The 24,799-nt window shown below is 40.6% G+C and carries 22 protein-coding genes; 13 read left to right on the forward strand and 9 right to left on the reverse strand.

Annotation, left to right across the window (positions count from 1 at the left end; translation table 11 throughout):
* Positions 1-513 precede the first annotated feature (513 nt).
* The 3 genes from recQ to CIK00_RS14535 all read left to right on the forward strand — a co-directional run bounded on the left by recQ (position 514) and on the right by CIK00_RS14535 (position 3,499).
* Positions 514-2,358, forward strand: coding sequence for an ATP-dependent DNA helicase RecQ (gene recQ, locus CIK00_RS14525; RefSeq protein WP_101769545.1), 1,845 nt, complete (start codon positions 514-516; stop codon positions 2,356-2,358).
* Positions 2,359-2,370: 12 nt separating this feature from the next.
* The gene (locus CIK00_RS14530; RefSeq protein WP_101769546.1) at positions 2,371-2,670 is read left to right on the forward strand and encodes a DUF3630 family protein; all 300 of its coding nucleotides are present in this window, start codon (positions 2,371-2,373) and stop codon (positions 2,668-2,670) included.
* Positions 2,671-2,776: 106 nt separating this feature from the next.
* Positions 2,777-3,499 (forward strand): 7-cyano-7-deazaguanine/7-aminomethyl-7-deazaguanine transporter, encoded by a 723-nt coding sequence (locus tag CIK00_RS14535; RefSeq protein ID WP_101769547.1) that lies wholly within the window; start codon positions 2,777-2,779, stop codon positions 3,497-3,499.
* Positions 3,500-3,792: 293 nt separating this feature from the next.
* On the opposite strand, the gene elbB is transcribed toward CIK00_RS14535, so the two are convergent.
* Positions 3,793-4,443 carry an isoprenoid biosynthesis glyoxalase ElbB gene (elbB, locus tag CIK00_RS14540; protein ID WP_101769548.1) on the reverse strand — a complete coding sequence of 217 codons (651 nt, stop codon included), beginning with the start codon at positions 4,441-4,443 and terminating at the stop codon, positions 3,793-3,795.
* Positions 4,444-4,819: 376 nt separating this feature from the next.
* Here elbB and polA point away from each other — a divergent pair, with 376 nt between their 5' ends.
* Positions 4,820-7,591, forward strand: a complete 2,772-nt coding sequence (gene polA / locus CIK00_RS14545) for a DNA polymerase I (RefSeq protein ID WP_101769549.1) — start codon at positions 4,820-4,822, stop codon at positions 7,589-7,591.
* 180 nt (positions 7,592-7,771) lie between these two features.
* A complete protein-coding gene (locus CIK00_RS21760) occupies positions 7,772-7,819 on the forward strand; it encodes a hypothetical protein (protein ID WP_438616993.1) in 48 nt (15 codons plus the stop codon).
* A gap of 482 nt (positions 7,820-8,301) precedes the next feature.
* Here CIK00_RS21760 and CIK00_RS21630 read toward each other — a convergent pair whose 3' ends face one another.
* Both CIK00_RS21630 and yihA read right to left on the reverse strand, forming a co-directional pair.
* Positions 8,302-8,436, reverse strand: a complete 135-nt coding sequence (locus tag CIK00_RS21630) for a hypothetical protein (RefSeq protein WP_267893089.1) — start codon at positions 8,434-8,436, stop codon at positions 8,302-8,304.
* 60 nt (positions 8,437-8,496) lie between these two features.
* The gene (yihA, locus tag CIK00_RS14550; RefSeq protein WP_101769550.1) at positions 8,497-9,165 is read right to left on the reverse strand and encodes a ribosome biogenesis GTP-binding protein YihA/YsxC; all 669 of its coding nucleotides are present in this window, start codon (positions 9,163-9,165) and stop codon (positions 8,497-8,499) included.
* A gap of 156 nt (positions 9,166-9,321) precedes the next feature.
* On the opposite strand from yihA, the gene CIK00_RS14555 reads away from it, so the two are divergent.
* The 5 genes from CIK00_RS14555 (at position 9,322) to hemN (ending at position 14,041) form a co-directional block, all read left to right on the forward strand.
* On the forward strand, positions 9,322-9,939 hold the full coding sequence (locus tag CIK00_RS14555; protein WP_101769551.1) for a c-type cytochrome: 618 nt from the start codon (positions 9,322-9,324) through the stop codon (positions 9,937-9,939).
* Between the two features lie 902 nt (positions 9,940-10,841).
* Positions 10,842-11,483, forward strand: a complete 642-nt coding sequence (locus CIK00_RS14560; protein WP_101769552.1) for a class I SAM-dependent methyltransferase — start codon at positions 10,842-10,844, stop codon at positions 11,481-11,483.
* Complete coding sequence (gene yihI / locus CIK00_RS14565) at positions 11,483-12,037, forward strand: Der GTPase-activating protein YihI (RefSeq protein WP_101769553.1); 555 nt, start codon at positions 11,483-11,485, stop codon at positions 12,035-12,037. Before CIK00_RS14560 ends, yihI begins: the two co-directional genes overlap by 1 nt.
* Positions 12,038-12,040: 3 nt before the next feature.
* Positions 12,041-12,520, forward strand: a complete 480-nt coding sequence (locus tag CIK00_RS14570; RefSeq protein ID WP_101769554.1) for a DUF2489 domain-containing protein — start codon at positions 12,041-12,043, stop codon at positions 12,518-12,520.
* A gap of 147 nt (positions 12,521-12,667) precedes the next feature.
* Entirely contained in the window at positions 12,668-14,041 is a 1,374-nt protein-coding gene (hemN, locus tag CIK00_RS14575; protein WP_101769555.1) for an oxygen-independent coproporphyrinogen III oxidase, read from the forward strand.
* 118 nt (positions 14,042-14,159) lie between these two features.
* Here the strand turns inward: hemN and add are convergent, their stop codons facing one another.
* The 5 genes from add to glnA all read right to left on the reverse strand — a co-directional run bounded on the left by add (position 14,160) and on the right by glnA (position 20,048).
* A complete protein-coding gene (gene add / locus CIK00_RS14580) occupies positions 14,160-15,164 on the reverse strand; it encodes an adenosine deaminase (RefSeq protein WP_101769556.1) in 1,005 nt (334 codons plus the stop codon).
* Positions 15,165-15,297: 133 nt separating this feature from the next.
* Positions 15,298-16,707 (reverse strand): nitrogen regulation protein NR(I), encoded by a 1,410-nt coding sequence (gene glnG, locus CIK00_RS14585; RefSeq protein ID WP_101769557.1) that lies wholly within the window; start codon positions 16,705-16,707, stop codon positions 15,298-15,300.
* 25 nt (positions 16,708-16,732) lie between these two features.
* Positions 16,733-17,785, reverse strand: a complete 1,053-nt coding sequence (gene glnL / locus CIK00_RS14590; protein WP_101769591.1) for a nitrogen regulation protein NR(II) — start codon at positions 17,783-17,785, stop codon at positions 16,733-16,735.
* 140 nt (positions 17,786-17,925) lie between these two features.
* Positions 17,926-18,504: a DUF4124 domain-containing protein gene (locus CIK00_RS14595; RefSeq protein WP_101769558.1), complete on the reverse strand. Its 579-nt coding sequence runs from the start codon at positions 18,502-18,504 to the stop codon at positions 17,926-17,928.
* A 134-nt stretch (positions 18,505-18,638) separates the two neighbouring features.
* Positions 18,639-20,048: a glutamate--ammonia ligase gene (glnA, locus tag CIK00_RS14600; RefSeq protein ID WP_101769559.1), complete on the reverse strand. Its 1,410-nt coding sequence runs from the start codon at positions 20,046-20,048 to the stop codon at positions 18,639-18,641.
* 599 nt (positions 20,049-20,647) lie between these two features.
* Between glnA and typA the strand changes: the two genes are divergently transcribed.
* Positions 20,648-22,477 carry a translational GTPase TypA gene (gene typA / locus CIK00_RS14605; protein ID WP_101769560.1) on the forward strand — a complete coding sequence of 610 codons (1,830 nt, stop codon included), beginning with the start codon at positions 20,648-20,650 and terminating at the stop codon, positions 22,475-22,477.
* A 145-nt stretch (positions 22,478-22,622) separates the two neighbouring features.
* Here typA and CIK00_RS14610 read toward each other — a convergent pair whose 3' ends face one another.
* The gene (locus CIK00_RS14610) at positions 22,623-23,261 is read right to left on the reverse strand and encodes a DUF2959 domain-containing protein (protein ID WP_101769561.1); all 639 of its coding nucleotides are present in this window, start codon (positions 23,259-23,261) and stop codon (positions 22,623-22,625) included.
* Positions 23,262-23,408: 147 nt separating this feature from the next.
* Between CIK00_RS14610 and CIK00_RS14615 the strand changes: the two genes are divergently transcribed.
* A complete protein-coding gene (locus tag CIK00_RS14615; protein WP_101769562.1) occupies positions 23,409-24,341 on the forward strand; it encodes a virulence factor BrkB family protein in 933 nt (310 codons plus the stop codon).
* Entirely contained in the window at positions 24,338-24,775 is a 438-nt protein-coding gene (gene dtd, locus CIK00_RS14620) for a D-aminoacyl-tRNA deacylase (RefSeq protein ID WP_101769563.1), read from the forward strand. The genes CIK00_RS14615 and dtd overlap by 4 nt, the downstream gene beginning before the upstream one ends.
* The last annotated feature ends 24 nt before the right edge of the window (positions 24,776-24,799 follow it).

Genomic DNA, 24,799 nt, shown 5'->3' on the forward strand with positions numbered 1-24,799 from the left:
ATGATGGCAGAAAAATGGCATATATCCCATTATTTTTAAGCATTATTGGTTGTGATTTTCGCGCTATATAGTGACTTTTATTAATTAGAGTAGCTTCAATGATATTAAGTTAATAAATAACACAAATTGCATCGGTATTTTGCGGCTAAATATGAATGTTAATTTAATGATTGTTGAATAACTAACCAGAGTGAATTATGAAGTTTATTGATAAGTAATAATTTTATTATCTTATTAATTAGTTGGTTAAATTATAGTAAATAACTAACAGTGGTTTTTTTTATAAAAAATATTGAGTTTAATAAGATAAATTAAACAATAAATAGAGATTTATGCCGAAATGGTGATTGATAACGGTTAGTGTAATGAAATCGAGGTTGTTACAACGATGATGATCATTGCAGTTATCTTTTTTTAAAAAGCAAATGAATATGGTGTTCAATAGGGGGCTTATTCGCATCTAATGGTGATTTAGGTATAGAATGGCAGCCCTGTTTAGCGAAGAGTCTTACCATGTCAGCTGTTGCTCCTTTGTCCGTGTTGCCATCATTATTATCCAGCCAAGAAATTTTGCAGGATGTATTTGGCTATCAAGAATTTAGGCAAGGTCAACAAGCCGTGATTGATGCGATTACGGCGGGTAAAGATTGTCTGGTTATTATGCCAACCGGTGGTGGTAAATCTTTGTGTTATCAAATCCCAGCGTTAATGCAGTCAGGATTAACATTGGTTATCTCACCGTTAATTTCGCTAATGAAAGATCAAGTCGACCAATTAAATGCCAATGGTGTTAGTGCTGGCTGTATTCATTCAGCGATGTCACGTGAAGAGATTCAAGCGACGTTTGATGCGATGCAAACTGGCGAGTTACGGTTAGTTTATGCTTCGCCTGAACGGGTGCTAATGCGTGATTTTATTGAACGGTTGCAGCAACTTGATTTAGCGATGGTTGCTGTCGATGAGGCTCACTGTGTTTCTCAATGGGGACATGATTTTCGACCAGAATATGCGGCATTAGGGCTACTGAAACAGCAATTTTCACCGTTGCCCGTGATGGCGTTAACGGCGACGGCTGATGACGCAACACGACAAGACATTATTAGTCGGTTGGGATTAACCGATCCTCATTGTTATTTAGGCAGTTTTGATCGACCTAATATTCGCTACACCCTATGGGAAAAACATAAACCGTTAACGCAATTAAGCCGCTATTTGGCGACGGTGCGCGGTCAGTGCGGCATTATTTATTGTAATAGCCGCAAGAAAGTGGAACAGATCAGCGAAAAATTGTGTGAAAGTGGTATTCGAGCGGCGGCGTATCATGCTGGCATGGAGTATCAACAACGCAGCGCTGTTCAAGAGGCTTTTCAGCGGGATGATATTCATGTGGTCGTCGCGACGGTGGCATTTGGAATGGGGATCAATAAACCCAATGTGCGGTTTGTGGTTCATTTTGATATTCCACGTAATATTGAATCCTATTATCAAGAAACCGGACGTGCTGGACGAGATGGTTTACCCGCAGAAGCGTTATTACTTTATGACCCAGCTGATTTAGCGTGGTTACGCCGTTGTGTTGATGAAAAACCTCATGATGCACAGCGTGATGTTGAATTGCATAAACTGCATGCTATGGGCGCATTTGCTCAAGCTCAAAGTTGTCGTCGCCAAGTGTTATTACATTATTTTGGTGAAGATCAACGTCAACCTTGTGGGAACTGCGATGTGTGCCTTGATCCCCCGCAACAATTTGATGCCGTTGAAGCCGCTCAAAAAGCCTTATCCTGTGTATATCGCGTGAATCAGAATTTTGGTCTTACTTATGTTATTGATGTTTTACGTGGAATGCAGAATCAACGTATTCGTGAATACGGCCATGATAAATTAACCACCTATGGTATTGGGCGTGAATATAGCCATGAATATTGGGTCAGTATTTTACGCCAATTGATTCATCGTGGATTCTTAACCCAAAATATTAGCCGTAATTCAGTGTTACAACTCACTGAGCAAGCTCGCCCATTATTACGTGCGGAAATGGCGTTATCATTAGCGGTTCCTCGGCTTGATACTGCTGCTCGCAGCAGTAAAGTGGATCGAATGGCTAATCGCCAGTATGACAAAAAATTATTTGCTAAGTTACGTAAACTACGCAAAGCCATTGCCGATGAAGAAAATATTCCACCGTATGTGGTTTTTAATGATGCCAGTTTAATGGAAATGGCAGAGCGCTTACCAAGCTCAAAAGGTGAATTTTTAGCGATAAATGGGGTTGGGCAGCGCAAGTTAGAAAAATTTGGAGTGGTCTTCCTGCAATTGATTGGGGAGCATTTAATGGCGGTCGATGAACATAACTAATGGAAGCTAATAATGGATTATGATTTTAGTCAAACGGAAATAAATATTGAGCAAGGCACATTAGTGGTCACCCCACCTTTGTTTGAGTTTGATAATTTTACGGTGGTCGCTAAGGTATTGTTACAGCGTTTAGATGCGACATTGATTGATCAAGAGCCAAGTGCCGACCTTCAACAGTGGCTAATTGATTTTGAAGGCTGTCAGTTATTACTTAAAGCTGAATATTACACCGCATCGATGTGGCTTGAGTTATTGACCTTAAATGACATTGAGTCTTTAATTTTTATTCAACAGTTATTGTCTCACTACTAGGCAAATAAATGCTGTGCTGTATAATCGCCGCCCTGGTGTTGCTGGCGGTTATAGCTGGCAATGAAAATGTTTGGGTTCCCTCCCCCCAATGACAAAAAGGTCTTTCATGACTGCTTTATTCAAATCCAACGCAACAACATCTAGTGTAACAACGACTGTTTTTTCGGCAGCTCAACAGCACAAGGCTTTATCATATTTGGTCGCGTTTCATTTATTAGTGATCGCCTCAAGTAATTATCTAGTCCAACTCCCGTTTACTATTTTTGGTTATCACACCACTTGGGGGGCATTTACCTTTCCGTTTATTTTTCTAGCAACAGATCTGACGGTACGTATTTTTGGTGCAGGAATGGCTCGCAAAATTATTTGGCGAGTAATGGCTCCGGCTCTTATTGTATCGTACGTATTGTCAGTCCTATTCTTTCAAGGACAATATCAAGGCTTTGCTCATTTGGCTCAATTCAATCTTTTTGTTGCCCGTATTGCGATCGCGAGTTTTATGGCGTACCTATTGGGACAAATATTGGATGTGTCGGTGTTTAATCGCCTACGCCAAATGAGGCAATGGTGGATTGCGCCAATAGCATCGACCATTATTGGTAATGCACTTGATACTACTGCTTTTTTTAGTATTGCGTTTTATCACAGCCCTGACGTTTTTATGGCACAAAATTGGACTGAAATAGCGCTGGTGGATTACAGCTTTAAATTAATTATTAGTTTGGGTTTGTTTGTACCTTTGTATGGGGTGTTACTTAACTATTTAATTAATAAGCTAACCACATTAAAACAATCATCACTTTCTGACACGGCAAGCGTGATTAAATAAGAGATGATGCTTTTTTGTTGAGGTAGGTTATAAAATGGCTCTAAGTGGGAATTAATCTCAATTAGATATTGCATTCTAGTTGAGAATAGTTATTATTAACAGGCTTTCAATCAACAGAGAACCCCCTTCTTCTGATGCTTGAGGCACGACATTGCTCACATTGCTTCCAGTGTACTTCAGCTTGGTAATGGTGTTTAGTGTAGGGCTAAAAACTGATTACTACTTCTGCTGAGCGACGCATCACACAGTGCGTCGCTTTTTCTTTTTTAAGCGTTTAATTTTTATTATGCCGCTTATGCTAATTTTATTAATTCTCGTACCAGTTTATTGATCCCTGTTGCTGCTTCACTGATGTTGGTTGCCAACATATAAGCTGGTGTGGTTAATAGACGTCGTTTCTGATCCAACACAAAATCATCAACAGGGCACTGAATATGCTCACCTCCCATGGCATTAAATGCAGCAGCAGTGTCAGGATCATTACCGATCGTGGCTTTTGCGCCGGGACCATAGATCTGCGGGATCAAGGTTGGTGCAATACATAAATAACCCGCAGGTTTATTGGCTTGAGCAAACGCTTGGCAGGCTTGTTTAACGTCTTCGTTGATCTGGCATGCACTGCCATGGAGTGCAAAATCAGATAAATTGTTGGCGGCACCAAATCCACCGGGAACTAACAAGGCGTCATAGTCATTAATATTCAAGGTGGCGACATCAAAAATATTGCCGCGTGCAATTCGTGCTGATTCGACTAAAACATTACGGATTTCATGACTGACTTCACCATTGAGGTGATTAATGACCTGATATTGATCGATGTTGGGAGCAAAACAGTACCAACTTGCCCCTTGTTGTTCTATGGCTAATAACGCTAATACTGCTTCATGGATTTCGGTTCCATCAAATACACCTGAACCGCTTAAAATTACTGCAATTTTCTTCATAATGGCATCCTAACTAATCAAATATAGTTATATTGTTGTGATTATTGGCTTGATTAAGATTATCTAGTTAAGGTTGTCCACAATCAATGATCAATATGGGATCGAGGATCTAAATTGAAGTTTATTATTAAGTATATGAAAGTAAATACAATCATGAGTAAATTTTATTTTTATATAAAAAATGATCAACTGGCGTAAATTAAATACTAACAAAGTTATCCACAGAAAATGGATGAATAACACAAAACATCAGTTAACAGTTGCGGTTTGGCATGGCATTCTAGTCAATATTGCATTTTTCCTGTGGTGTAGGGGTAAATTTGGTCGATAATAGACCTAACCTGAACTACTTTCGCTCGGATATAAGAATAACCTTATGGCTACGATTCCTGAAAATCCATTGATCCTTATCGATGGATCCTCTTATCTTTATCGCGCTTACCATGCCGCACCTAACTTCACTAATTCTGATGGTGAACCAACGGGTGCAATTTATGGTGTGGTTAACATGTTACGCAGTATGTTACGTCAGTTTTCGACGGATCGTATTGCGGTTATCTTTGATGCTAAAGGTAAGACATTCCGTAATGACATATACTCTGAATATAAAGCAAACCGTCCACCGATGCCGGAGGATCTTCGCGGACAGATTGAACCATTACATGCAGTGATCAAGGCAATGGGATTACCGTTGATCGCGATCTCTGGGGTTGAAGCGGATGATGTGATCGGTACGCTAGCCACTCAAGCTTCACTGCAGGGGATGCCTGTATTGATCAGTACTGGCGATAAAGATATGGCTCAACTAGTTGATCAACATGTTACTTTGATCAATACCATGACAGATGTAGTCATGGATTCTGCAGGGGTTGTGGATAAGTTTGGTGTTGGTCCTGAGTTGATTATCGATTACTTAGCGTTAATGGGGGATCAGGCTGATAATATTCCTGGCGTTCCTGGTGTCGGTGAAAAAACGGCGACAGCGTTATTGCAAGGTCTTGGTGGCTTAGATACTTTGTATGCCAATCTTGATGATATTGCAGCGCTAGGCTTTCGTGGCTCAAAAACCATGGCTAAAAAGCTGATTGATAATAAAGAAGTGGCTTATATGTCTTATAAGCTAGCGACGATCAAGCTTGATGTTGAATTAGAACTTGCCCCTGAACAATTATGCAAAGGTGTACCTGATACTGACGCACTAACTGAATTGTTTGGTAAATTACAGTTCCGTCGCTGGCTAACCGAAATGTTAGATGGCAGTGATGGCCGCATTGTTGCTGATGAAAGTGCAGCAACTGCGCCAACTGAACCTAAAATCATTGCGCCAACCATTGATCGTAGTGGCTATGAAACCGTCCTTGATGAAGTAAGTTTTAACAATTGGTTAACTCAGTTAAAAAATGCCGATGTATTTGCGTTTGATACTGAGACCGATGGTCTTGATTACATGACCGCTAATTTAATTGGGGTTTCATTTGCGGTTGAAGAAGGCAAAGCTGCCTATGTACCTGTTGCTCATGATTATCTTGATGCGCCAGTACAACTTGATCGTGATTGGGTTTTATCACAATTAAAACCATTATTAGAAGATAAAAATTTAGCTAAAGTGGGTCAAAATTTAAAATTTGATACCAGTATTGTTGCGCGTTATGGCATTGATATGCTGGGTATTAAATTTGATACCATGCTTGAATCTTATATCTATAACAGTGTGGTAGGTCGCCATGATATGGATAGCCTTGCATTACGTTATCTTGAGCATAAAAATATCAGTTTTGAAGATATTGCGGGTAAAGGTAAGAAACAATTAACCTTTAATCAAATCGATCTTGAGCAGGCAGGGCCATATGCTGCTGAAGATGCTGATATTACTCTGCGCCTCCATAATGCGTTATATCCAAAAGTTACCGCTGATGAAAAGCTGAATAAAGTATTTGAAACGATTGAAATGCCGTTAGTGCCAGTTTTATCTCGTATGGAACGTACCGGTGTTTACATTGATTCTGCCTTGTTAGGGGCGCAATCGATCGAATTAGCACAGCGATTAGATGAAATAGAAAAACTGGCTTATGAATTAGCGGGTGAAGAATTCAATTTAAGTTCACCGAAGCAATTACAAGCGATTCTATTTGAAAAAATGGGATTACCGGTTCTTAAAAAAACCCCTTCAGGCACACCGTCAACGAATGAAGAAGTACTGCAAGAGCTGGCATTAGATTATCCATTACCGAAATTATTATTAGAATACCGTGGCTTAGCGAAATTAAAATCCACTTATACTGATAAGTTACCTAGAATGGTTAATGCAGTAACCGGCCGTGTTCATACTTCTTATCATCAATCTGGAACAGTGACTGGGCGTCTATCATCAAGTGAGCCTAACCTACAAAATATTCCAGTTCGTAATCAAGAAGGGCGTCGTATTCGTCAAGCATTTGTTGCTAAAGCTGGGTATAAAATTCTGGCAGTCGATTATTCTCAAATTGAATTGCGTATTATGGCGCACCTTTCGGGTGACCAAGCGCTGCTGGATGCATTCCGAGAGGGTAAAGATATTCACGCCGCAACTGCCGCTGAAATTTTAGGGTTAGCGATTGATGAAGTGAGTACTGAACAACGTCGACGCGCGAAAGCCATTAACTTTGGTTTAATTTACGGCATGAGTGCATTTGGTTTAGCCAAGCAACTTGATATGGGTCGTAATGAAGCACAAGACTATATGAATGTGTATTTTGAACGTTACCCTGGCGTTTTAGAATACATGGAAAGTACTCGTAATAGTGCTGCCGAACTCGGTTATGTTGAAACCTTATTTGGTCGTCGTTTGTATCTTCCTGATATTAAAGCGCGTAATGGTTTACGTCGCAAAGCGGCTGAACGAGCAGCAATCAATGCTCCAATGCAAGGTACTGCTGCTGATATTATTAAATTTGCCATGATTGCCGTTGATGAATGGGTACAACAGCAACCACAAGGGCAAGTTAGTTTGTTAATGCAAGTACACGATGAATTGGTGTTTGAAGTAGAAGCATCAGTATTAGACAGTGTTACCGCTAAAGTACGAGAGTTAATGGAGCAAGCGGCAACGTTAGCCGTGCCATTAATTGCCGATACTGGTTGTGGTGATAACTGGGATCAAGCCCACTAATTAATACTGTTGTGTATTGATAATAAAATGATAGCTGATCGAAAGATTAGCTATTTTTTTGTTAAAAATAAGAACAATTATGTAAAAACTACTTACAATGTTATGAAAAAAAACTACAACAAAGACTTCCAAAAACTGAGCGATTGATATACAGTTGATGACGTAGGGTACAGAGGTAAGATGTTCTATCTTTCAGACCTTTTGTTTCACGTTATTGGATTTGGCTGATTCAGCTGCCCCAGTCTATTTATTGGACTGGGGCGTTTTTTATGGCGCCAATATCAAATTTATCTGCGTTATACTAACTCTCTAATATTATTTCTTTGTTTTATCTTTTCTATATTTTATTCCGATCTTGGCTTTTTTGTGTTTGTTTTTTACACAAAAGTGGCTGTGTTGCTGTTTTTTTATGATGGTTGTCACTTGTTTTTGGCTTTATGAGCTGTTTTTGTGGCTGGTTTTTATTTGCTGCCGTATTTTTTAGAGCAAATACTTTAAATTTAAAATTGGCAGGCTATAATAGCTGTAGCTTCTTGTTCATATTTGATTTTGTTGGTTAGTTCATAATGATTAGCGGGCAAATAAAGACATGAAATAGCCATTCTCGGCATTGAGAATGGCTTTTTTTTTGGTTTTTTTAAATAAGCTATGATGTAATTTAATTTCATAAAAGTCATAAATTATTAATAATTAGCTGACTTGTTTTTTGATTAAAATAATGTATCGACATCAATTGGGTTAGCCGAATTTAATCGGGAAGCGGCAGTAGTATTAAGACTGGTGTGTTCTGAGATGATGCACCGCAAGCGGTGATCCTTAGTATCGGGGATGGGGATTTTAGTCATTAATAACCCCACCAATAATGATGGGGCTTTAGATGTTATTTATTGCATTGCGTGATGGTTTTATTCTGCAGATGGCAGATTAAAAACTTCACTATCGTCAGCGGCTAGTACACGTTGACGTTCTAATTCTGGTGCATACCACTCATCAAGTTTACTACGCACTTGATCTACGCCAATCCCTTTCAATGCAGAGAAAGCTTCAACCTGAACGTTACCGCCAAATTCTTTCGACATTTCACGGATTTTTAATACTTGTGCTTTACGCGCACCGCTTTTTAATTTGTCTGCTTTAGTCAATAGGACTAATACTGGCAAGCTACTTTCAATTGCCCAATTAATCATTTGCTGATCAAGGTCTTTCATTGGATGGCGAATATCCATCAGTACTACTAAACCTTGCAAACATTCACGGCGTTGTAGGTATTCACCTAATGCTTTTTGCCATTTTAGTTTGAGTTCAAGCGGTACTTGAGCAAAACCATAGCCAGGTAAGTCAATTAAGTTACAACCATTAATGATTTCAAACATGTTGATTAATTGCGTACGGCCAGGGGTTTTAGAAGTACGAGCCAAACCTTTCTGATCGGTTAGGCGATTTAGTGCACTTGATTTACCCGCATTGGAGCGACCAGCAAATGCGATCTCAACGCCGGCATCTTGTGGCAAGTGACGAATGTCCGGTGCACTTGTGATAAAACTGGTATTTCTATAGTTGAGAGGTTGATTCACTGTTAACTCCGTCAAGCGCTGATGTTGTAAAAAAAGCGCTTTTTTGTGAAATTGTCTAAGATATATTAAACCGTGTTTGGTTTATGGTCGTATTGTATACCATGTCACTGAGCATTACTTGTGGTACGGAAGCTCTATAATTATAAATGGAATGTCATGAAAAAATTAGTTTTAATATTTACTCTGATGGCAAGTTATTCGGTTGCTGCTCAAGGTGATATCGATGCGGGTAAATTAAAGGCCACTACTTGTGTTGCATGTCATGGCAGTGATGGTAATGCAATAATAGGACAATATCCTAAGTTAGCAGGCCAACATGCTGATTATTTAGCAAAACAACTTGCTGATTATAAATTAGCCGTGACCAGTAGCGGTGCTCTAGGTCGTAGTAATGCGATTATGGCGGGTATGGCTGCGGCATTATCAGCCACCGATATGGCCGATCTTGGTGCGTATTTTTCCTCTCTGCCTATTTCTGGCAATACCACCCCTGAAAATGTGATTGCGATTGCGGAGCCATTATACCGTTTTGGTGATTCCGAGCGGGGCATTGCGGCTTGTATTGCCTGTCATGGTCCACGAGGTAATGGTACCAGCTTATCGGGTTTTCCTAAAATTTCAGGACAGAATGCGGAATATATTCAATTACAACTACAGGCATTCCGTGCAGGAACTCGTAATAACGATCTTAATGCCATGATGCGCTCGGCGGCAGCTAAGCTCAGTAATGATGAAATTAGTGCACTCTCTGCTTATATTGGAGGGTTACATTAAGACTGGAATTATCAGCATAATTAACCTTGTTGCTTAGAATTACTCTTTTTTAATATTTTAGTAACGGTGGATTCGCCTGTCGTGTTGTAAGAGATTGACTATTAATAACTGTTATTATGGTAATTTTAGGTGTAGTCGATTATTTTTTGTTTTATAGAACAAAGACTTGTTTATTGCTGATATTTACGTATTCAAAAGTGTGATCTTGATACATTGTTTTAGATATAGCTTCAGGTAAATTATTCCCTGTCGACAAGGAGTGCGACACAGGATAGGAAGCGCTAGGATAGCTTAAGCAGTGACGCTTAAAGGAACCACAGGAAGTCTGGTCAGGAGACTAGGGTAGACGCGGGATGCATAAGGATTGTCAGGGTTGACACTCATGGAAAGAGAGTAGCTATAGCAATATGGCTCAGATACATCAGGACGATGTATCGCATAAGGATGGTGGTATAGTTATTGGAGCGTAACATTGCGATAGGGATCGCCAACTTAGGATGAGTTGTGACGCCATGGATGGGTGAAAATGGACGCGAAAATTCACTAGGATAGTGACGAACGATATTGGCATGGATCGCAATTATAATAAATGGATATTTGTTAAACCGGGATGTTGCTTGCTGGTTACGGAAAGACTAGACAGAATTATAAGCTCATAGCTTACCCCATAGAGCGATAGGTGCAGACCTATTGCTTTTTTTTTCGTCTAAATTTTGGTGTGAGTGAAGGTTATTTTCATGATTTACATGTGATATTTTACTTCTCATCCCGATATAATAGCTGAATAAATTGAACAATTTGTCAGCAGAACTACATCTTAACTGCAATTGGGTATAGAATAGCCCGCTCGATTTTACACCGCTGCTGCTGTTCGTAAACATTCAGTCGTTGTGGAGAAGATAATGGATAGATGTCCACTTTGTAAGAGTAAAGATAATCAATGGTTGGTGGCAGACACTAAACGTGATTATTTTCGTTGTTTACAATGTGCATTAATTTATGCCGATCCGACAACTCATTTAACGTCGTTCCAAGAAAAATATGTTTATGATCAACATCAGAATAATCCTGATGATGATTGTTATCGACAATTTTTAGGACGATTAGCAACTCCACTTGTGACACGATTACCATCACCTCCATTATTTGGATTGGATTTTGGTAGCGGCCCTGGGCCGACCTTGTCAGTGATGTTGGCTGAAATGGGGTATACTATGACAATCTATGACCCTTATTTTGCAGTACAATCTGCAGTATTGAATGGGCAGTATGATTTTGTTACTTGCACAGAAGCAATCGAGCATTTTTATCAGCCTGCGAAGGAATGGGGGCTGTTGCTACGTTTAGTCAAACCCGGCGGTTGGCTTGGGATTATGACCAAACTAGTAACTGACACTGATGCCTTTGGGCATTGGTACTATAAGAACGACCCAACCCATGTCAGCTTTTTTAGCCGTAATACGTTTTGTTTTTTAGCACAACGAGATGGCCTTGAAGTTGAGTTTGTTGGAAATGATGTGATTTTGCTGAGGAAACCCCAGTAATGACCCGTAAGAAAAGAGCTCGTGCTGTAGGATCAGAAGGTCCTGCTGTATACCGCGAAAAAACAAATACTAAAGTTGATGTTGAGACACGTGAACGCCAAAAAGCGAAGAAGCGTAAAGGTTTAAAATCAGGTAGTCGTCATTCTGCTGTTGAAGAAAATAAGCAGCGTAATGGTGGCCAGAAAAAAGATCCACGTTTAGGTAGCAAAAAATTAGTACCACTAATTATTGAGCCTAAAAAGCCACAAAATAAGCAACAACGCCGTTTATCAGCAGAGCAAGAACTTGCAATGCTTGAAAATGATGCGCAATTAATGGTGCTATTAGATCGTATTGATGCTGGTGAAAAACTGGGTGCTGGTTTACAAAAACAAGTTGACCTGAAGTTAGACCGTATTGAGCGCTTAATGAAACAACTTGGTTTATTAGATGTTGTTGAAGAAGTTGCTGCGCCAGTGAAAGAAAGCGCTAAAGCTAAGTCAAAGCCTCGTTCAGATGATGATTTATTAGCGCAATTTGAAAATATGGATTTTGATAATTTCGATAAGGAGTAACCGTTGCAGGGAATAACACTTCTGTTTGTTATTGGTAGCGTAATTGTGGTTGGATTAGCATTATACGCTGGATTGTTATTGGCTAAGCTTTATAAGCAACAACAGCGGCATAAGCTATTTTTAGCTCGAGCTGCAAAGCAACAAGTTGAAGCAATTAAAACTAGAAATGACAATATATTAGAAAGCGTCTTTATTATTGCAATGGCATGTAAGCAAGATCAATGTGATATGTCAGAAGCCGCGATTCGGTTATATAAATTAATGGAAGTGTTGCAAGCAGATAAACAAGTTGATTTTGCAGCAACGTATCCGGCATTAACTGACTTATATCAAGTCGTTAAAGATATGCCGCGAGGCGATGCTCGCCAGCTAATAGAAAAACAAAGCCGTATGCGATTTGATCTTGAACGTATGAAAGCTGAGTCTCGTCTACAAGCTGAGATTAAACTTGAATTGGATGCAATCCTGTCAACTAAGGTTTAACTCGTCATCGTTATTATTAACACCGCCATTTATTGGCGGTGTTTGTTTTTGTACAGAGTGTAAATTGAACAACAGGGATAGGTTTTACTTTTTGTAAAATGGTGACACACTCTATGTATTATATATTTACCAAGTTGGAACAATGTCATGTCAAATGAGCAGATTATTTGGGATCAGGCCTTAATTGAAAAATATAATTATTCAGGCCCGCGTTATACTTCTTACCCGACCGCACTAGAATTTAATCAAGCATTTACTTCTGCTGAATTTGAGATGGCATGTCAGCAATACCCTGATCGTAAGTTATCGCTTTATATCCATATCCCATTCTGTCACAAGCTTTGTTACTACTGTGGCTGTAATAAAATTATTACTCGCCATCAAGATAAAGCAGATCAATATTTAGATGTACTTGAACAAGAAATTAAGCAACGTGCAACGTTATTGGGAGATCGTCAAGTCAGCCAATTGCATTGGGGCGGTGGTACACCAACGTTTTTAACGGCGGCACAAATTAGTCGTTTAATGACCGCGTTACGGGGTGCGTTTAATTTTGACGCGGATGCTGAAATTAGTATTGAAGTTGATCCTCGTAAAATTGAATTGGATATTCTTGACCATTTACGCAGTGAAGGCTTTAACCGCTTAAGTATTGGGGTACAAGATTTTAATAAAGACGTGCAGAAATTAGTTAACCGTGAGCAAGATGAAGATTTTATTTTTGCGATGGTGGAACGTGCTCGTGAGTTAGGTTATCGCTCAACTAATCTTGATTTAATTTATGGGTTGCCATTACAAACTAAGGCACTGTTTGCTGAAACATTACAGCAAGTATTGACTATGAAGCCGGGCAGATTATCAGTATTTAACTATGCTCATATGCCAACCTTGTTTGCTGCTCAGCGTAAAATTCATGAAGATCAACTGCCGAGTGCTCAAGAAAAATTAGCGATTTTACAAGATACGATTGCGACGTTAACTGGGGCCGGTTATCAGTTTATTGGTATGGATCACTTTGCGTTACCGGATGATGAATTAGCAGTAGCCCAACGCGATGGTATTTTGCACCGTAATTTCCAAGGTTATACCACTCAAGGTGATTGTGACTTGTTAGGTATGGGGGTTTCGGCGATCTCGATGATTGGCGACTGTTATGCACAAAATCAAAAAGAGCTAAAACTATACTACGGTCAGATGGCTGAGCAACAAACGGCATTGTGGAAAGGGGTGACCTTAGACGCTGATGATTTGTTACGCCGTGAAGTGATCAAGGCACTAATTTGTAATTTTCAATTAGATAAGCGTGCGATTGAAGCTGAGTTTAATATTGATTTTGATAGTTACTTTAGTGAAGACTTACAGTTATTACAGACATTTATTAACGATGAGTTAGTGACTGTGGGTGAAAATATTATCTATGTAGAACTGAAAGGTCGGTTATTGATTCGTAATATTTGTATGTGTTTTGATAAATATTTACGTAATCGTGCTCGCCAGCAGCAGTTCTCACGGGTTATCTAACCCTTAGTTAATTCTTAGTAATATTGTTATAAAAAACGCCTCGGTTTCACGTGAAACCGAGGCGTTTTGTTATGTGCATTATTGGTCGTTAGCGCGACGTTATTATGACTTGTTGTGATTAACCACGTTTGCTGGCAATATCACGTAATGCCTGCTTTTCTGCCGCTGACAAGAACGCCAACTCAAGCCCATTGATTTGTGCTTGACGAATTTGAGCGATGCTTAAACCTACTTTTGGTGCGGCAACTTCATATTCGTAAGGTAGCTCAATTCCTTCAACTGCTGGATCATCAGTATTTAAACAAGCAAGAATACCGTGTTCAAGAAAGGTTTTTACTGGGTGTTTAGTAATATCTGCGACAGTACTGGTTTGAATATTTGAAGTAATACAAGATTCAATACCAATGCGGTGCTCAGCTAAGTAATCCATTAGTTTAGGATCGTTAACCGCTTTTACACCGTGACCAATACGGACTGCACCAAGTTCATTAATTGCTTGCCACATACTCTCTGGTCCCGCAGCTTCACCCGCATGAACGGTGATCTGTAAGCCAGCATCACGGACTTGTTTAAAGTGTGAGATAAACTGGGTGCCAGGTTGACCAAGTTCATCACCAGCAAGATCAATTGCGACTAATTGGTCTTTATGGCTTAGCAGTGCATCCAGCTCTTGTTGACATGCTTGGGTACCAAACGTACGGCTCATAATACCAATCAGGTTCGCTTTAATACCAAAATCACGACAACCTGCTGCTACACCATCAGCAACCGCTGCAACGACATCGGCTACGGGAAGATTGTGTTTCATCGCCATGTAGTATGGTGAAAAACGCAGCTCAGCATAATCAATTTGAGCATTAAGGGCATCTTCAACGTTTTCATAAGCAACGCGACGACACGCATCTAAATCACCGAGTACTGCTACACCCCAATCCAATTTATTCAGGAAAGCGACGAGACTTGGTTCGGCTTCAACAATTTGTACGTGTGGACGCAATGCTTCAATTTCTGTTGCTGGTAAGGCAATATTAAATTGCTGACCTAATTCTAAGATCGTTTGTGGACGAATATTACCATCAAGATGGCGGTGAATATCCGTTAGTGGAAGATCTTTGTTTATCATGATTATTATGCTTCCCGAAGTTAAATATAGACTCAGTATACGCAATCACTAAATGACATTCATTACTGTTGCAGATAAATGTGCACTGGTGCAAGTCTGTAACCATATTACGATTAAGCTTTAATCATGGACATTAATCATGAATATGTAATTCTTTGAGCTTACGAGTGAGGGTGTTTCTTCCCCAGCCGAGTAATTTCGCCGCTTCTTGTTTATGGCCATGCGTATGCTGTAATGCAGTTTCAAGGAGAATTTTTTCAAACTGGGGTAATGCTTCAGCCAACAATTCAGTTTCACCTTGTTGTAGTGCTTGTTGTGCCCATTGTTGTAAGCCTTGATGCCAGTGTTGAGATTCGCGAGTCGTATGGGGTGTGACTGTATCGGTAATTTCTGGCGGTAAATCTGATGGTAATATTTCATTACCGCTCGCCATTACGGTTAACCAGCGACAAATGTTTTCTAATTGGCGCACATTACCCGGCCACGGCAATTGTGTCAGTTTCTCTGCTGTTTGTGGATGGAGTGATTTAACATCGACACTGAGTTCATCTGCGGCACGTTGTAAAAAGTGGTGCGCGAGTTGAGGAATATCTTGGCGACGATCTTTGAGTGATGGCAAATGAACGCGAATTACATTAAGGCGATGGAATAAGTCTTCACGAAAATCCCCCGCAGTAACCAGACGTTCAAGGTGTTGGTGAGTAGCGGCAATAATTCGTACATCAACATTGACGGGAGCATGACCACCAACGCGGTAAAATTGCCCATCAGCTAATACTCGTAATAATCGGGTTTGAATATCTAATGGCATATCACCAATTTCATCGAGAAATAAAGTGCCTCCATTGGCTTGTTCAAACCGCCCTTGGCGAACACTATTGGCACCAGTAAAGGCGCCTTTCTCATGGCCAAATAGTTCTGATTCGATTAAATCTTTGGGAATCGCCGCCATATTAAGTGCAATAAAAGCGTTACTGCTACGCGGACTATGGCGATGTAGTGCATGGGCGACTAACTCTTTACCCGTACCTGATTCACCATTGATGAGTACTGAAATTGACGACCGTGATAGGCGTCCAATAGCGCGAAACACTTCTTGCATTGCTGGTGCTTCACCAATGATCTCTGGTGCGTGTTTAGGCTCGATAGCGGGCTGTTGTTGACGTTTTTGTTCTTGGCTATGGCTAAGCGCACGTTCAACTAAGGTGACGGCTTCATCGATATCAAATGGCTTGGGAAGATACTCAAACGCCCCTCGTTGATAAGCGTTAACCGCTGAATCAAGATCAGAGTGAGCTGTCATTATGATAACGGGTAACGTTGCATAATCTTGTTGTAGTGCCTTGAGCAGCGTAAAACCATCAGTCCCGGGCATTTTGATATCAGATACGAGCACATCAGGTACACTGCGTTCTAATGCAGCCAGTACACTATCCGCGTCAGCAAACGTTTTGCATTTCATTCCTGCATTAACGAGTGTTCGTTCTAATACCCAGCGAATCGAGTTGTCATCATCAACAACCCAGATTAATCCTTTGCTCATAATAAAATTCCTATGGTTGTCAGTGTTATGACTTAATCGGTAAATGAATGGTGAAATTAGTGTGCCCAGGCCAACTAAAGACTTCAATTTTCCCTTGATGCTGATCGATTAAATTACGCGCAATTGATAGCCCTAATCCAGTGCCACCTTCACGACCAGTGACCATTGGGTAGAACAATGTATCTTGAATATCTGAGGGAATGCCAGGACCATCATCGATGATTTCGATGGTAGCGGTAACACGGTGTCGTACCCCTTGAATTAAGCTTTGGTGGGCGGTACGGGTTTTTAATTTAATTGTGCCCCCCCCTTGACCTTTCAATGCTAATGCCGCGTTACTGACAATATTTAATAATGCCTGTTCCAGTTGTTCAGCATCCATATTTATATCGGGTAAACTCGGATCGTAATCGCGTTCAATGTTAATCGTGTCGTCTGTTTCAATGTTGACTAACTGACGCACTTTTTCTAACACCAAATGAATATTATCTGTTTTACGAACCCCTGGTCGTTGTGGGCCTAATAATCGATCGACTAAATTACGTAATCGGTCAGCTTGTTCAATGATCATTTGGGTATATTCGTGGTAGCTTTTATCGGGTAATACTTTTTCTAATAATTGTGCGGCACCACGTAAACCACCGAGTGGGTTTTTTATTTCATGGGCTAAACCACGCACTAATTCTTTGGCCGCTTGTTGTTGTGCATGTTGATTCAGTTCTTGGCTAATACGGCGCTGATGATCGATAGGCTTTAATTCTAATAAGATCAGTAATTGTTTTTGCCATGAAATGGGGCTGGCACTTACACCAAGTAAATGTTGTTGACCATCAATTACAAATGTTACATCGCTGTCGGCTAAACCTTGACCGCTGTGGAGTGTTGCTTTGACATGGTTAAAGTCGAGTGAGCTGTGTTGTAATAATTGTGGCAGTTGGCTACCGAGTAAACGACGTTTACTTGATGATAATAATTGCTCTGCGGCTGGATTGACGTAGCGGATCACTAAGGCTTCATCGAGTAATACAATGGCAGTGACTAAATTGTCGAGAATTATGGGCGTAAAGCTAGCATTCACAATCATCATCCTTATCGGTAACTAAGCAAAAGACGATTGATATTGGCATTCACCTTTCGCTGCTAAGTAACGCACCAAATTGGTGCATTAAAGTGTACTCGGTTTAATAGCGAACAGGCAGGGTTTATTGTAAATAGGTGTTAACGGGGTTGAATGGGACTATTTTTAGGGCGAGCCTGTGATACGCGGTGTAAATAAACCGTAATACTTTCAGATGAAGCAAGGATCTTGCCATTGTTAAGTAATTGGATTTGAATTTGGTGACTACCACGATCGATATTAGTCAGTTGCCACGTTAGATCGGTTTGAGGCGTGCCGTTAATTTTGCCATCGATGACTAATTGCGCTTGAAGCTTTTTATTGAGTTTACGGTTACTGACGGCACGCACTTTGATATCACCATCATTACTGCGAATGGTTTGCTGGTGCACTGGTGCGAGTAGACTAACGGTGGCAGCAGGAAGAGGGGGTTCAGTATCGGTAGTGATTGATATAAGTTCGATATTGTCAGCTTGATAGCTATCGATTACGGTTGTTTGGATATTTTGCTGCACTTCAGTAACGGAAAGTTCAACCGTGTTAGCTTGTTGGGTACCCGGAGTATCACTAAAATGGACCACACCATTATCATCAGTCCAAGAGTAGATCGTTGTTGTTGCTACTGCGGCGCTCGCTGCTGTTGTCAATAACAGCATTGATACTAGATTAATGAGTTTCATCCGTTAACTCTCCAGCAAGACCTTCATGGTCAATAAGGCCTGTATTGTTACTGCTTTTATTGTGGTAGCAAGATCAAAAAGACCTGCGTGTGAGGCAGGCCTAAATCTTAGTTGTTAAGTCATGAATCTATTACTTAAACTGAGTAGTAAAGTTCAAACTCTAATGGGTGTACTGCCATATTGATTTTCTCTACATCTTGCTCTTTTAGCGTGATGTAAGAATCAATAAAGTCATTAGAGAATACGCCACCAGAAGTTAAGAATTCACGATCATCGTCAAGCGCTTGTAGAGCAATTTGTAGTGACTCCGCAACTTTTGGAATTTCTGCAGCTTCTTCTGCTGGTAGGTCGTACAGATCTTTATCCATTGCTTCGCCTGGGTGGATCTTGTTAGCGATACCATCAAGGCCAGCCATTAGCATTGCTGCAAAGGCTAGGTATGGGTTTGCTGCTGGATCACCAAAGCGTACTTCGATACGACGTGCTTTTGGACTTGGTACGACTGGAATACGGATTGATGCAGAACGGTTACGCGCTGAGTAAGCCAACATAACAGGTGCTTCGTAGCCAGGGACTAGACGCTTGTACGAGTTCGTGGCAGGGTTAGCAAAGGCGTTGATTGCACGTGCGTGCTTAATGATACCGCCGATGTAGAACAATGCCATTTCTGATAGGCCGCCGTACTTATCACCAGCAAATAGGTTAACACCGTCTTTAGCCAGTGACATGTGAACGTGCATACCTGAGCCATTATCACCAACCAGTGGTTTAGGCATAAAGGTTGCTGTTTTACCAAATGCGTGCGCAACGTTATGAACCACATACTTATAAATCTGAATTTCATCAGCTTTATTGGTTAAGGTGTTGAAACGGGTTGCGATTTCATTTTGACCTGCGGTCGCGACTTCATGGTGGTGAGCTTCAACAACCAGCCCCATTTCTTCCATGATCAAACACATTGCAGAGCGAATGTCTTGTGATGAATCAACAGGGGCAACCGGGAAGTAACCGCCTTTAACGCCTGGACGGTGACCTTTGTTACCACCTTCAATTTTGGTGCCGCTGTTCCATGCTGCTTCAATGTCATCAATCTTAAAGAATGACCCCGACATATCGGTATTGAATCGAACGTCATCAAAGAGGAAGAATTCTGGCTCTGGACCGACTAAAACATTGTCAGCAAAACCTGCTGAACGCATAAATTCTTCTGCGCGTTTAGCGATTGAGCGCGGGTCACGATCGTAGCCTTGCATTGTTGCAGGCTCAAGAATATCACAACGAATATTTAGAGTTGCGTCTTCAGTAAACGGGTCAAGTACCGCACTTGCAGCATCAGGCATCATCACCATGTCTGATTCATTAATGCCTTTCCAGCCAGCTACAGAAGAGCCATCAAACATTTTACCGTCTTCAAAAAAATCAGCATCGATTTGGTGAGATGGAATAGAAATGTGCTGCTCTTTACCTTTGGTATCGGTAAAACGTAGGTCAATAAACTTAACTTCATTTTCCTGGATCAGCGCTAGTACGTTTTCAACTGACATCTTGAGTAACCTCCGGTGTTTTTTGGGCGATGGCCGCAAACTTTGTGCTCATACTGTGGTGAGCAAATCTAAAAGTATTAAAGCGAAAACCATGCCAACTTTTAAAAGCCCCTAAAAATGCGTGTTTATAGCATTTAGAGAACTTTTCCCTATCCTTATTTGCACTATTATGGTGAAGCGCTGCACCAATTTAGTGCAGCGGTAGAATGTATTGAAAGAGGTGCAATATCTCTTTATTCATTCATCCATTCAATAGTCGTACTACTATGGTGATGAGGCTAAATATTGTCAATCTGTGAGGTAGATAATTTTGGGTTTTATTGTTAATTGAGCGCTGTCTAAACGTTGTAAAAAAGGACATTGATTATGCTTTTGGGTGAATTATTACTTATTTATCGTACGAATAAAGCGTATAAAAAAAATAAAAATAGCCAAAAAAGTGAGTAAAAATGCGGCTCTAGAGAGGAATCATAAAAAAGCTGGTGATATAAATCACATATTTCGTGGGTTTTAGCGTAAAATCTGTTAAATTATGAGCCGTTTTTTTAATCAAGTAGCCTCTATTAAGACGCTGCATGTTCTGAGTGAATCTGAAACTAATGTCTAATCAATCGATCGATAACTTAAGAAATATCGCAATTATTGCTCACGTTGACCACGGTAAAACTACCCTGGTTGATAAACTCCTACAGCAATCTGGCACGTTAGAGGGTCGCGGCGAAGCCGAAGAACGTGTTATGGATTCTAATGATATCGAAAAAGAGCGTGGCATTACCATTCTTGCTAAGAACACAGCAATTAACTGGAATGACTACCGCATCAATATCGTAGACACCCCTGGACACGCAGACTTCGGTGGTGAAGTTGAACGTATCATGTCTATGGTTGACTCCGTATTGCTTATCGTTGACGCAGTTGACGGCCCAATGCCTCAAACTCGTTTCGTAACGCAAAAAGCGTTTGCATACGGTCTTAAGCCAATCGTTGTAATCAACAAGATTGACCGTCCAGGTGCACGTCCTGAGTGGGTTATGGATCAAATCTTTGACCTATTCGACAACCTTGGCGCAACTGACGAACAACTAGATTTCACAACTGTTTACGCATCAGCGTTAAATGGTTGGGCAACAATGACTGAAGGCGAAGTTGGCGAGAACATGGAACCATTGTTCCAAGCTGTTGTTGATAACGTTGCTGCACCATTTGTTGACGTTGATGGCCCACTACAGATGCAAATCTCTCAGTTAGATTACAGCTCTTACGTTGGTGTTATCGGTGTTGCTCGTATCACTCGTGGTACTGTTACTCCAAACCAACAAGTTACTATCATTGGTGCTAACGGTGTTAAGCGTAACGCTAAAGTAGGTACAGTTCTTGGTTACCTAGGTCTTGAACGTCACGAAATTAGTGAAGGTAAAGCTGGCGATATCGTTGCAATCACAGGTCTTGGCGAGCTGAAGATTTCTGATACGATTTGTGACGTAAACACTGTTGAAGCATTGGTTCCATTGTCTGTTGATGAACCAACTGTAACCATGACTTTCCAAGTAAACACTTCTCCGTTTGCTGGTAAAGAAGGTAAGTTTGTTACTTCACGTAACATCCTTGAGCGTCTACAGAAAGAATTAGTACACAACGTAGCATTGCGCGTTGAAGAAACTGAAAGTCCAGACCGTTTCCGTGTTTCAGGCCGTGGTGAACTTCACCTATCTATCCTGATCGAAAACATGCGTCGTGAAGGTTTCGAGCTAGCAGTATCTCGTCCAGAAGTTATCATCAAAGAAGAAGATGGTAAGCTAATGGAACCGTTTGAAATCGTAACTATCGATGTGGTTGAAGAGCATCAAGGTAGTGTGATGGAAAAAATCGGTATCCGTAAGGGTGAGCTAAAAGATATGGCACCAGATGGTAAGGGCCGTGTTCGTATGGACTTTATGATGCCTTCTCGTGGTCTTATCGGTTTCCAAACAGAATTCCTAACAATGACGTCTGGTTCTGGTCTTATCTACCATACGTTTGATCACTACGGTCCTCACAAGGGCGGTATTATCGGTCAACGTGCTAACGGCGTATTGATCTCTAATGGTATGGGTAAAGCAGTAACTTACTCACTATTTAACCTACAAGAGCGTGGCCGTCTGTTCGCAGAGCACGGTGATGAAGTATATGAAGGTCAGATCATTGGTATGCACAACCGTGCAAACGATCTAACTATCAACTGTCTACGTGGTAAGCAGCTAACAAACGTTCGTGCATCTGGTACTGATGAAGCACAAACACTTTCTCCTGCGGTTAAGTACACGCTTGAGCAAGCTCTAGAATTCATCGATGATGATGAGCTAGTAGAAGTAACTCCAGAAAGCATTCGTATCCGTAAGAAACTTCTTACTGAAAACGATCGTAAACGTTCAGGTCGTGGCGGTAAGTAATTACCCCTAGCTGACGCTTACTAATACAATCCCTCGTTTGGCAACAAGCGGGGGATTGTTGTATCTGGAGTGTGAAAATATTCCTGAGACAAAAAAAGAGCTAACACTGTTAGCTCTTTTTTTATATATACCAAATAAGCGCTGATTACTTTTTCAAATGACCAATAAAGCGATTTGATTCAGCAATCGCATGGTTCATATCTCGAATAGCACCAGAGATTTCAGTTTGTAATGAATTAAATTGCCCCTGAAGTGAGCCAATAGCAGCGGCATTAAGGTTATGCTTCAGATAAAGGGTGTTATCACGTAAAGTATCTAAAACAGGCTCCATCTTCTTCTCTGCGCGTTTCATGGCTGTTAGCATCTTATTGTACGATGCTTTTGTAGTTTGTAATTTACGTTGGCTGTCCCGCTTAAGAGTGGCACTTTTATACAATGACAGTTCTTGTTGCCATTCATCAAACATTGCATTCGCGACATCTTCAATTGCTGCAATACGATCATTTACATTTTTGACTGCGGCTTCGCTGTTTTGATATTGGCTGTCAATGTCCTGATAAGCTGATTCAAGCTTCCCGCCATTAAATTGATTGAGTGCTTTTAATCCTTCAAGGGCGCTAGTAAATTGTTTTTGGGCATCTTGTTGGGCTTGATTGGCGTCTTCAACCCGATCAACCATAATATCGCGCTTATAGACCCCTACTTTTTCCATGGCTGAATAGTAGGCGGTTTGACAACCTGAAAGTAAACTAACACTTAGAAAAAGTGCAATAAAATACGGCATGTTTTGCTCCTTGGTGAGACATGCAAAATAACAAATAATGATATTGCTGTTGCGGGTTAAAGTAACGATATTGATAGAGAAAGATCAATGGCAACACGTAACGGTAGTATGGCTATATTCCATAACAGATAGGTAGAACACACTATTATGGCCGACAAAGAACAACCTGTGAAATTTGTATTGTGGCTACGGTTACTGCGAATAATGGAATATTTTGGTTATTTAATCCAGCGTATAAACCATGACCGCCTAACCGTAACCGCAGGCTCAATGGCCTATGTGACTTTATTATCATTAGTACCGTTATTAGCGGTTATTGTTTCTGCGTTGTCGGTAGTACCTGCTTTTGCGGGAGTTGGCACTCAAGTTCAACAATTTGTTATTACACATTTTGTGCCAGCAGCTGGAGCGGTGGTAACCACGTACTTAAATGAGTTTGTTGCTAATGCTGGCAAAATGACGGTGGTCGGTATTGGTGCATTATTTGTGGTTGCTATGATGCTTATTTCTTCAATTGATAAATCATTAAATTATATTTGGCGAGTAAAGCAAAAACGGCGTTGGATAATTTCATTAGCTGTGTATTGGATGATTCTTACTTTAGGCCCTATCCTTTTGGGTTCAAGTCTTGCATTGAGTTCATATCTAGGCTCATTGGTATTATTTGAACATCAAATATTACACGGTGTAGTTCAACAATCATTGCAATGGTTACCTTCAATGATGTCTGGTTTGGCCTTTTTATTACTCTATGCTGTGGTCCCTAATTGCAAGGTACTGTTTAAACATGCGCTTTTGGGTGCTTTATGTAGCAGTATATTATTTGAATTGAGCAAAAAAGGCTTTGTGATTTACTTAGCCCATTTCCATTCCTATCAAATGATTTATGGTGCATTGTCAGTGATCCCTATTTTGTTTGTATGGGTGTATTTATGTTGGTGTATCGTATTGCTGGGAGCTGAAATCACCGCCAGTTTAGGAGAGCGTGGTTTTTGGGACGTGAATCAATATCGATCACAAATAACAACAATGGTGACGAACCGTGACCATGATTTAATGACGAATAAGGAACAGCAATGATTGCGCTAATTCAGCGAGTAAGTGAAGCAAGTGTTACCGTCGACGGTAAAGTAACTGGGGCAATTGGCAATGGCTTGTTGGTATTATTAGGGGTTGAAAAAGGCGATGATGAAGCTAAAGCACGAAAGCTACGAGATAAAGTATTGGGCTATCGAATATTCAGTGATACTGACGACAAAATGAATCTGAATGTTCAACAGGTACAAGGTAGTGTACTGGTGGTATCACAATTTACGTTGGCTGCGGATACTAAAAAAGGCATGCGTCCGGGATTTTCAACTGGGGCGGCGCCGATTGAAGCTGAACGCTTGTACCAATATTTTGTCGAACAATGTAAGGCACAGCCGATCACAACCGAAACTGGCGTGTTTGGTGCCGACATGAAGGTCGCATTGGTTAATGATGGTCCGGTGACATTTTGGTTGCAGGTCTAATTGGGATTGTTGCCTTGAGTATGT

This window comes from Photobacterium carnosum (genome assembly GCF_002849605.1).
In the GTDB taxonomy this organism is placed as follows: Bacteria; Pseudomonadota; Gammaproteobacteria; order Enterobacterales; family Vibrionaceae; genus Photobacterium; species Photobacterium carnosum.

Excerpts from the sequence above, each read along its gene's own strand:
- recQ (WP_101769545.1), top strand. The coding sequence starts at position 514 with ATGTCAGCTGTTGCTCCTTTGTCCGTGTTGCCATCATTATTATCCAGC.
- CIK00_RS14530 (WP_101769546.1), top strand. The coding sequence starts at position 2,371 with ATGGATTATGATTTTAGTCAAACGGAAATAAATATTGAGCAAGGCACA.
- CIK00_RS14535 (WP_101769547.1), top strand. The coding sequence starts at position 2,777 with ATGACTGCTTTATTCAAATCCAACGCAACAACATCTAGTGTAACAACG.
- elbB (WP_101769548.1), bottom strand. The coding sequence starts at position 4,443 with ATGAAGAAAATTGCAGTAATTTTAAGCGGTTCAGGTGTATTTGATGGA.
- polA (WP_101769549.1), top strand. The coding sequence starts at position 4,820 with ATGGCTACGATTCCTGAAAATCCATTGATCCTTATCGATGGATCCTCT.
- CIK00_RS21630 (WP_267893089.1), bottom strand. The coding sequence starts at position 8,436 with ATGACTAAAATCCCCATCCCCGATACTAAGGATCACCGCTTGCGGTGC.
- CIK00_RS14555 (WP_101769551.1), top strand. The coding sequence starts at position 9,322 with ATGAAAAAATTAGTTTTAATATTTACTCTGATGGCAAGTTATTCGGTT.
- CIK00_RS14560 (WP_101769552.1), top strand. The coding sequence starts at position 10,842 with ATGGATAGATGTCCACTTTGTAAGAGTAAAGATAATCAATGGTTGGTG.
- yihI (WP_101769553.1), top strand. The coding sequence starts at position 11,483 with ATGACCCGTAAGAAAAGAGCTCGTGCTGTAGGATCAGAAGGTCCTGCT.
- hemN (WP_101769555.1), top strand. The coding sequence starts at position 12,668 with ATGTCAAATGAGCAGATTATTTGGGATCAGGCCTTAATTGAAAAATAT.
- add (WP_101769556.1), bottom strand. The coding sequence starts at position 15,164 with ATGATAAACAAAGATCTTCCACTAACGGATATTCACCGCCATCTTGAT.
- glnG (WP_101769557.1), bottom strand. The coding sequence starts at position 16,707 with ATGAGCAAAGGATTAATCTGGGTTGTTGATGATGACAACTCGATTCGC.
- CIK00_RS14595 (WP_101769558.1), bottom strand. The coding sequence starts at position 18,504 with ATGAAACTCATTAATCTAGTATCAATGCTGTTATTGACAACAGCAGCG.
- glnA (WP_101769559.1), bottom strand. The coding sequence starts at position 20,048 with ATGTCAGTTGAAAACGTACTAGCGCTGATCCAGGAAAATGAAGTTAAG.
- typA (WP_101769560.1), top strand. The coding sequence starts at position 20,648 with ATGTCTAATCAATCGATCGATAACTTAAGAAATATCGCAATTATTGCT.
- CIK00_RS14610 (WP_101769561.1), bottom strand. The coding sequence starts at position 23,261 with ATGCCGTATTTTATTGCACTTTTTCTAAGTGTTAGTTTACTTTCAGGT.
- CIK00_RS14615 (WP_101769562.1), top strand. The coding sequence starts at position 23,409 with ATGGCCGACAAAGAACAACCTGTGAAATTTGTATTGTGGCTACGGTTA.
- dtd (WP_101769563.1), top strand. The coding sequence starts at position 24,338 with ATGATTGCGCTAATTCAGCGAGTAAGTGAAGCAAGTGTTACCGTCGAC.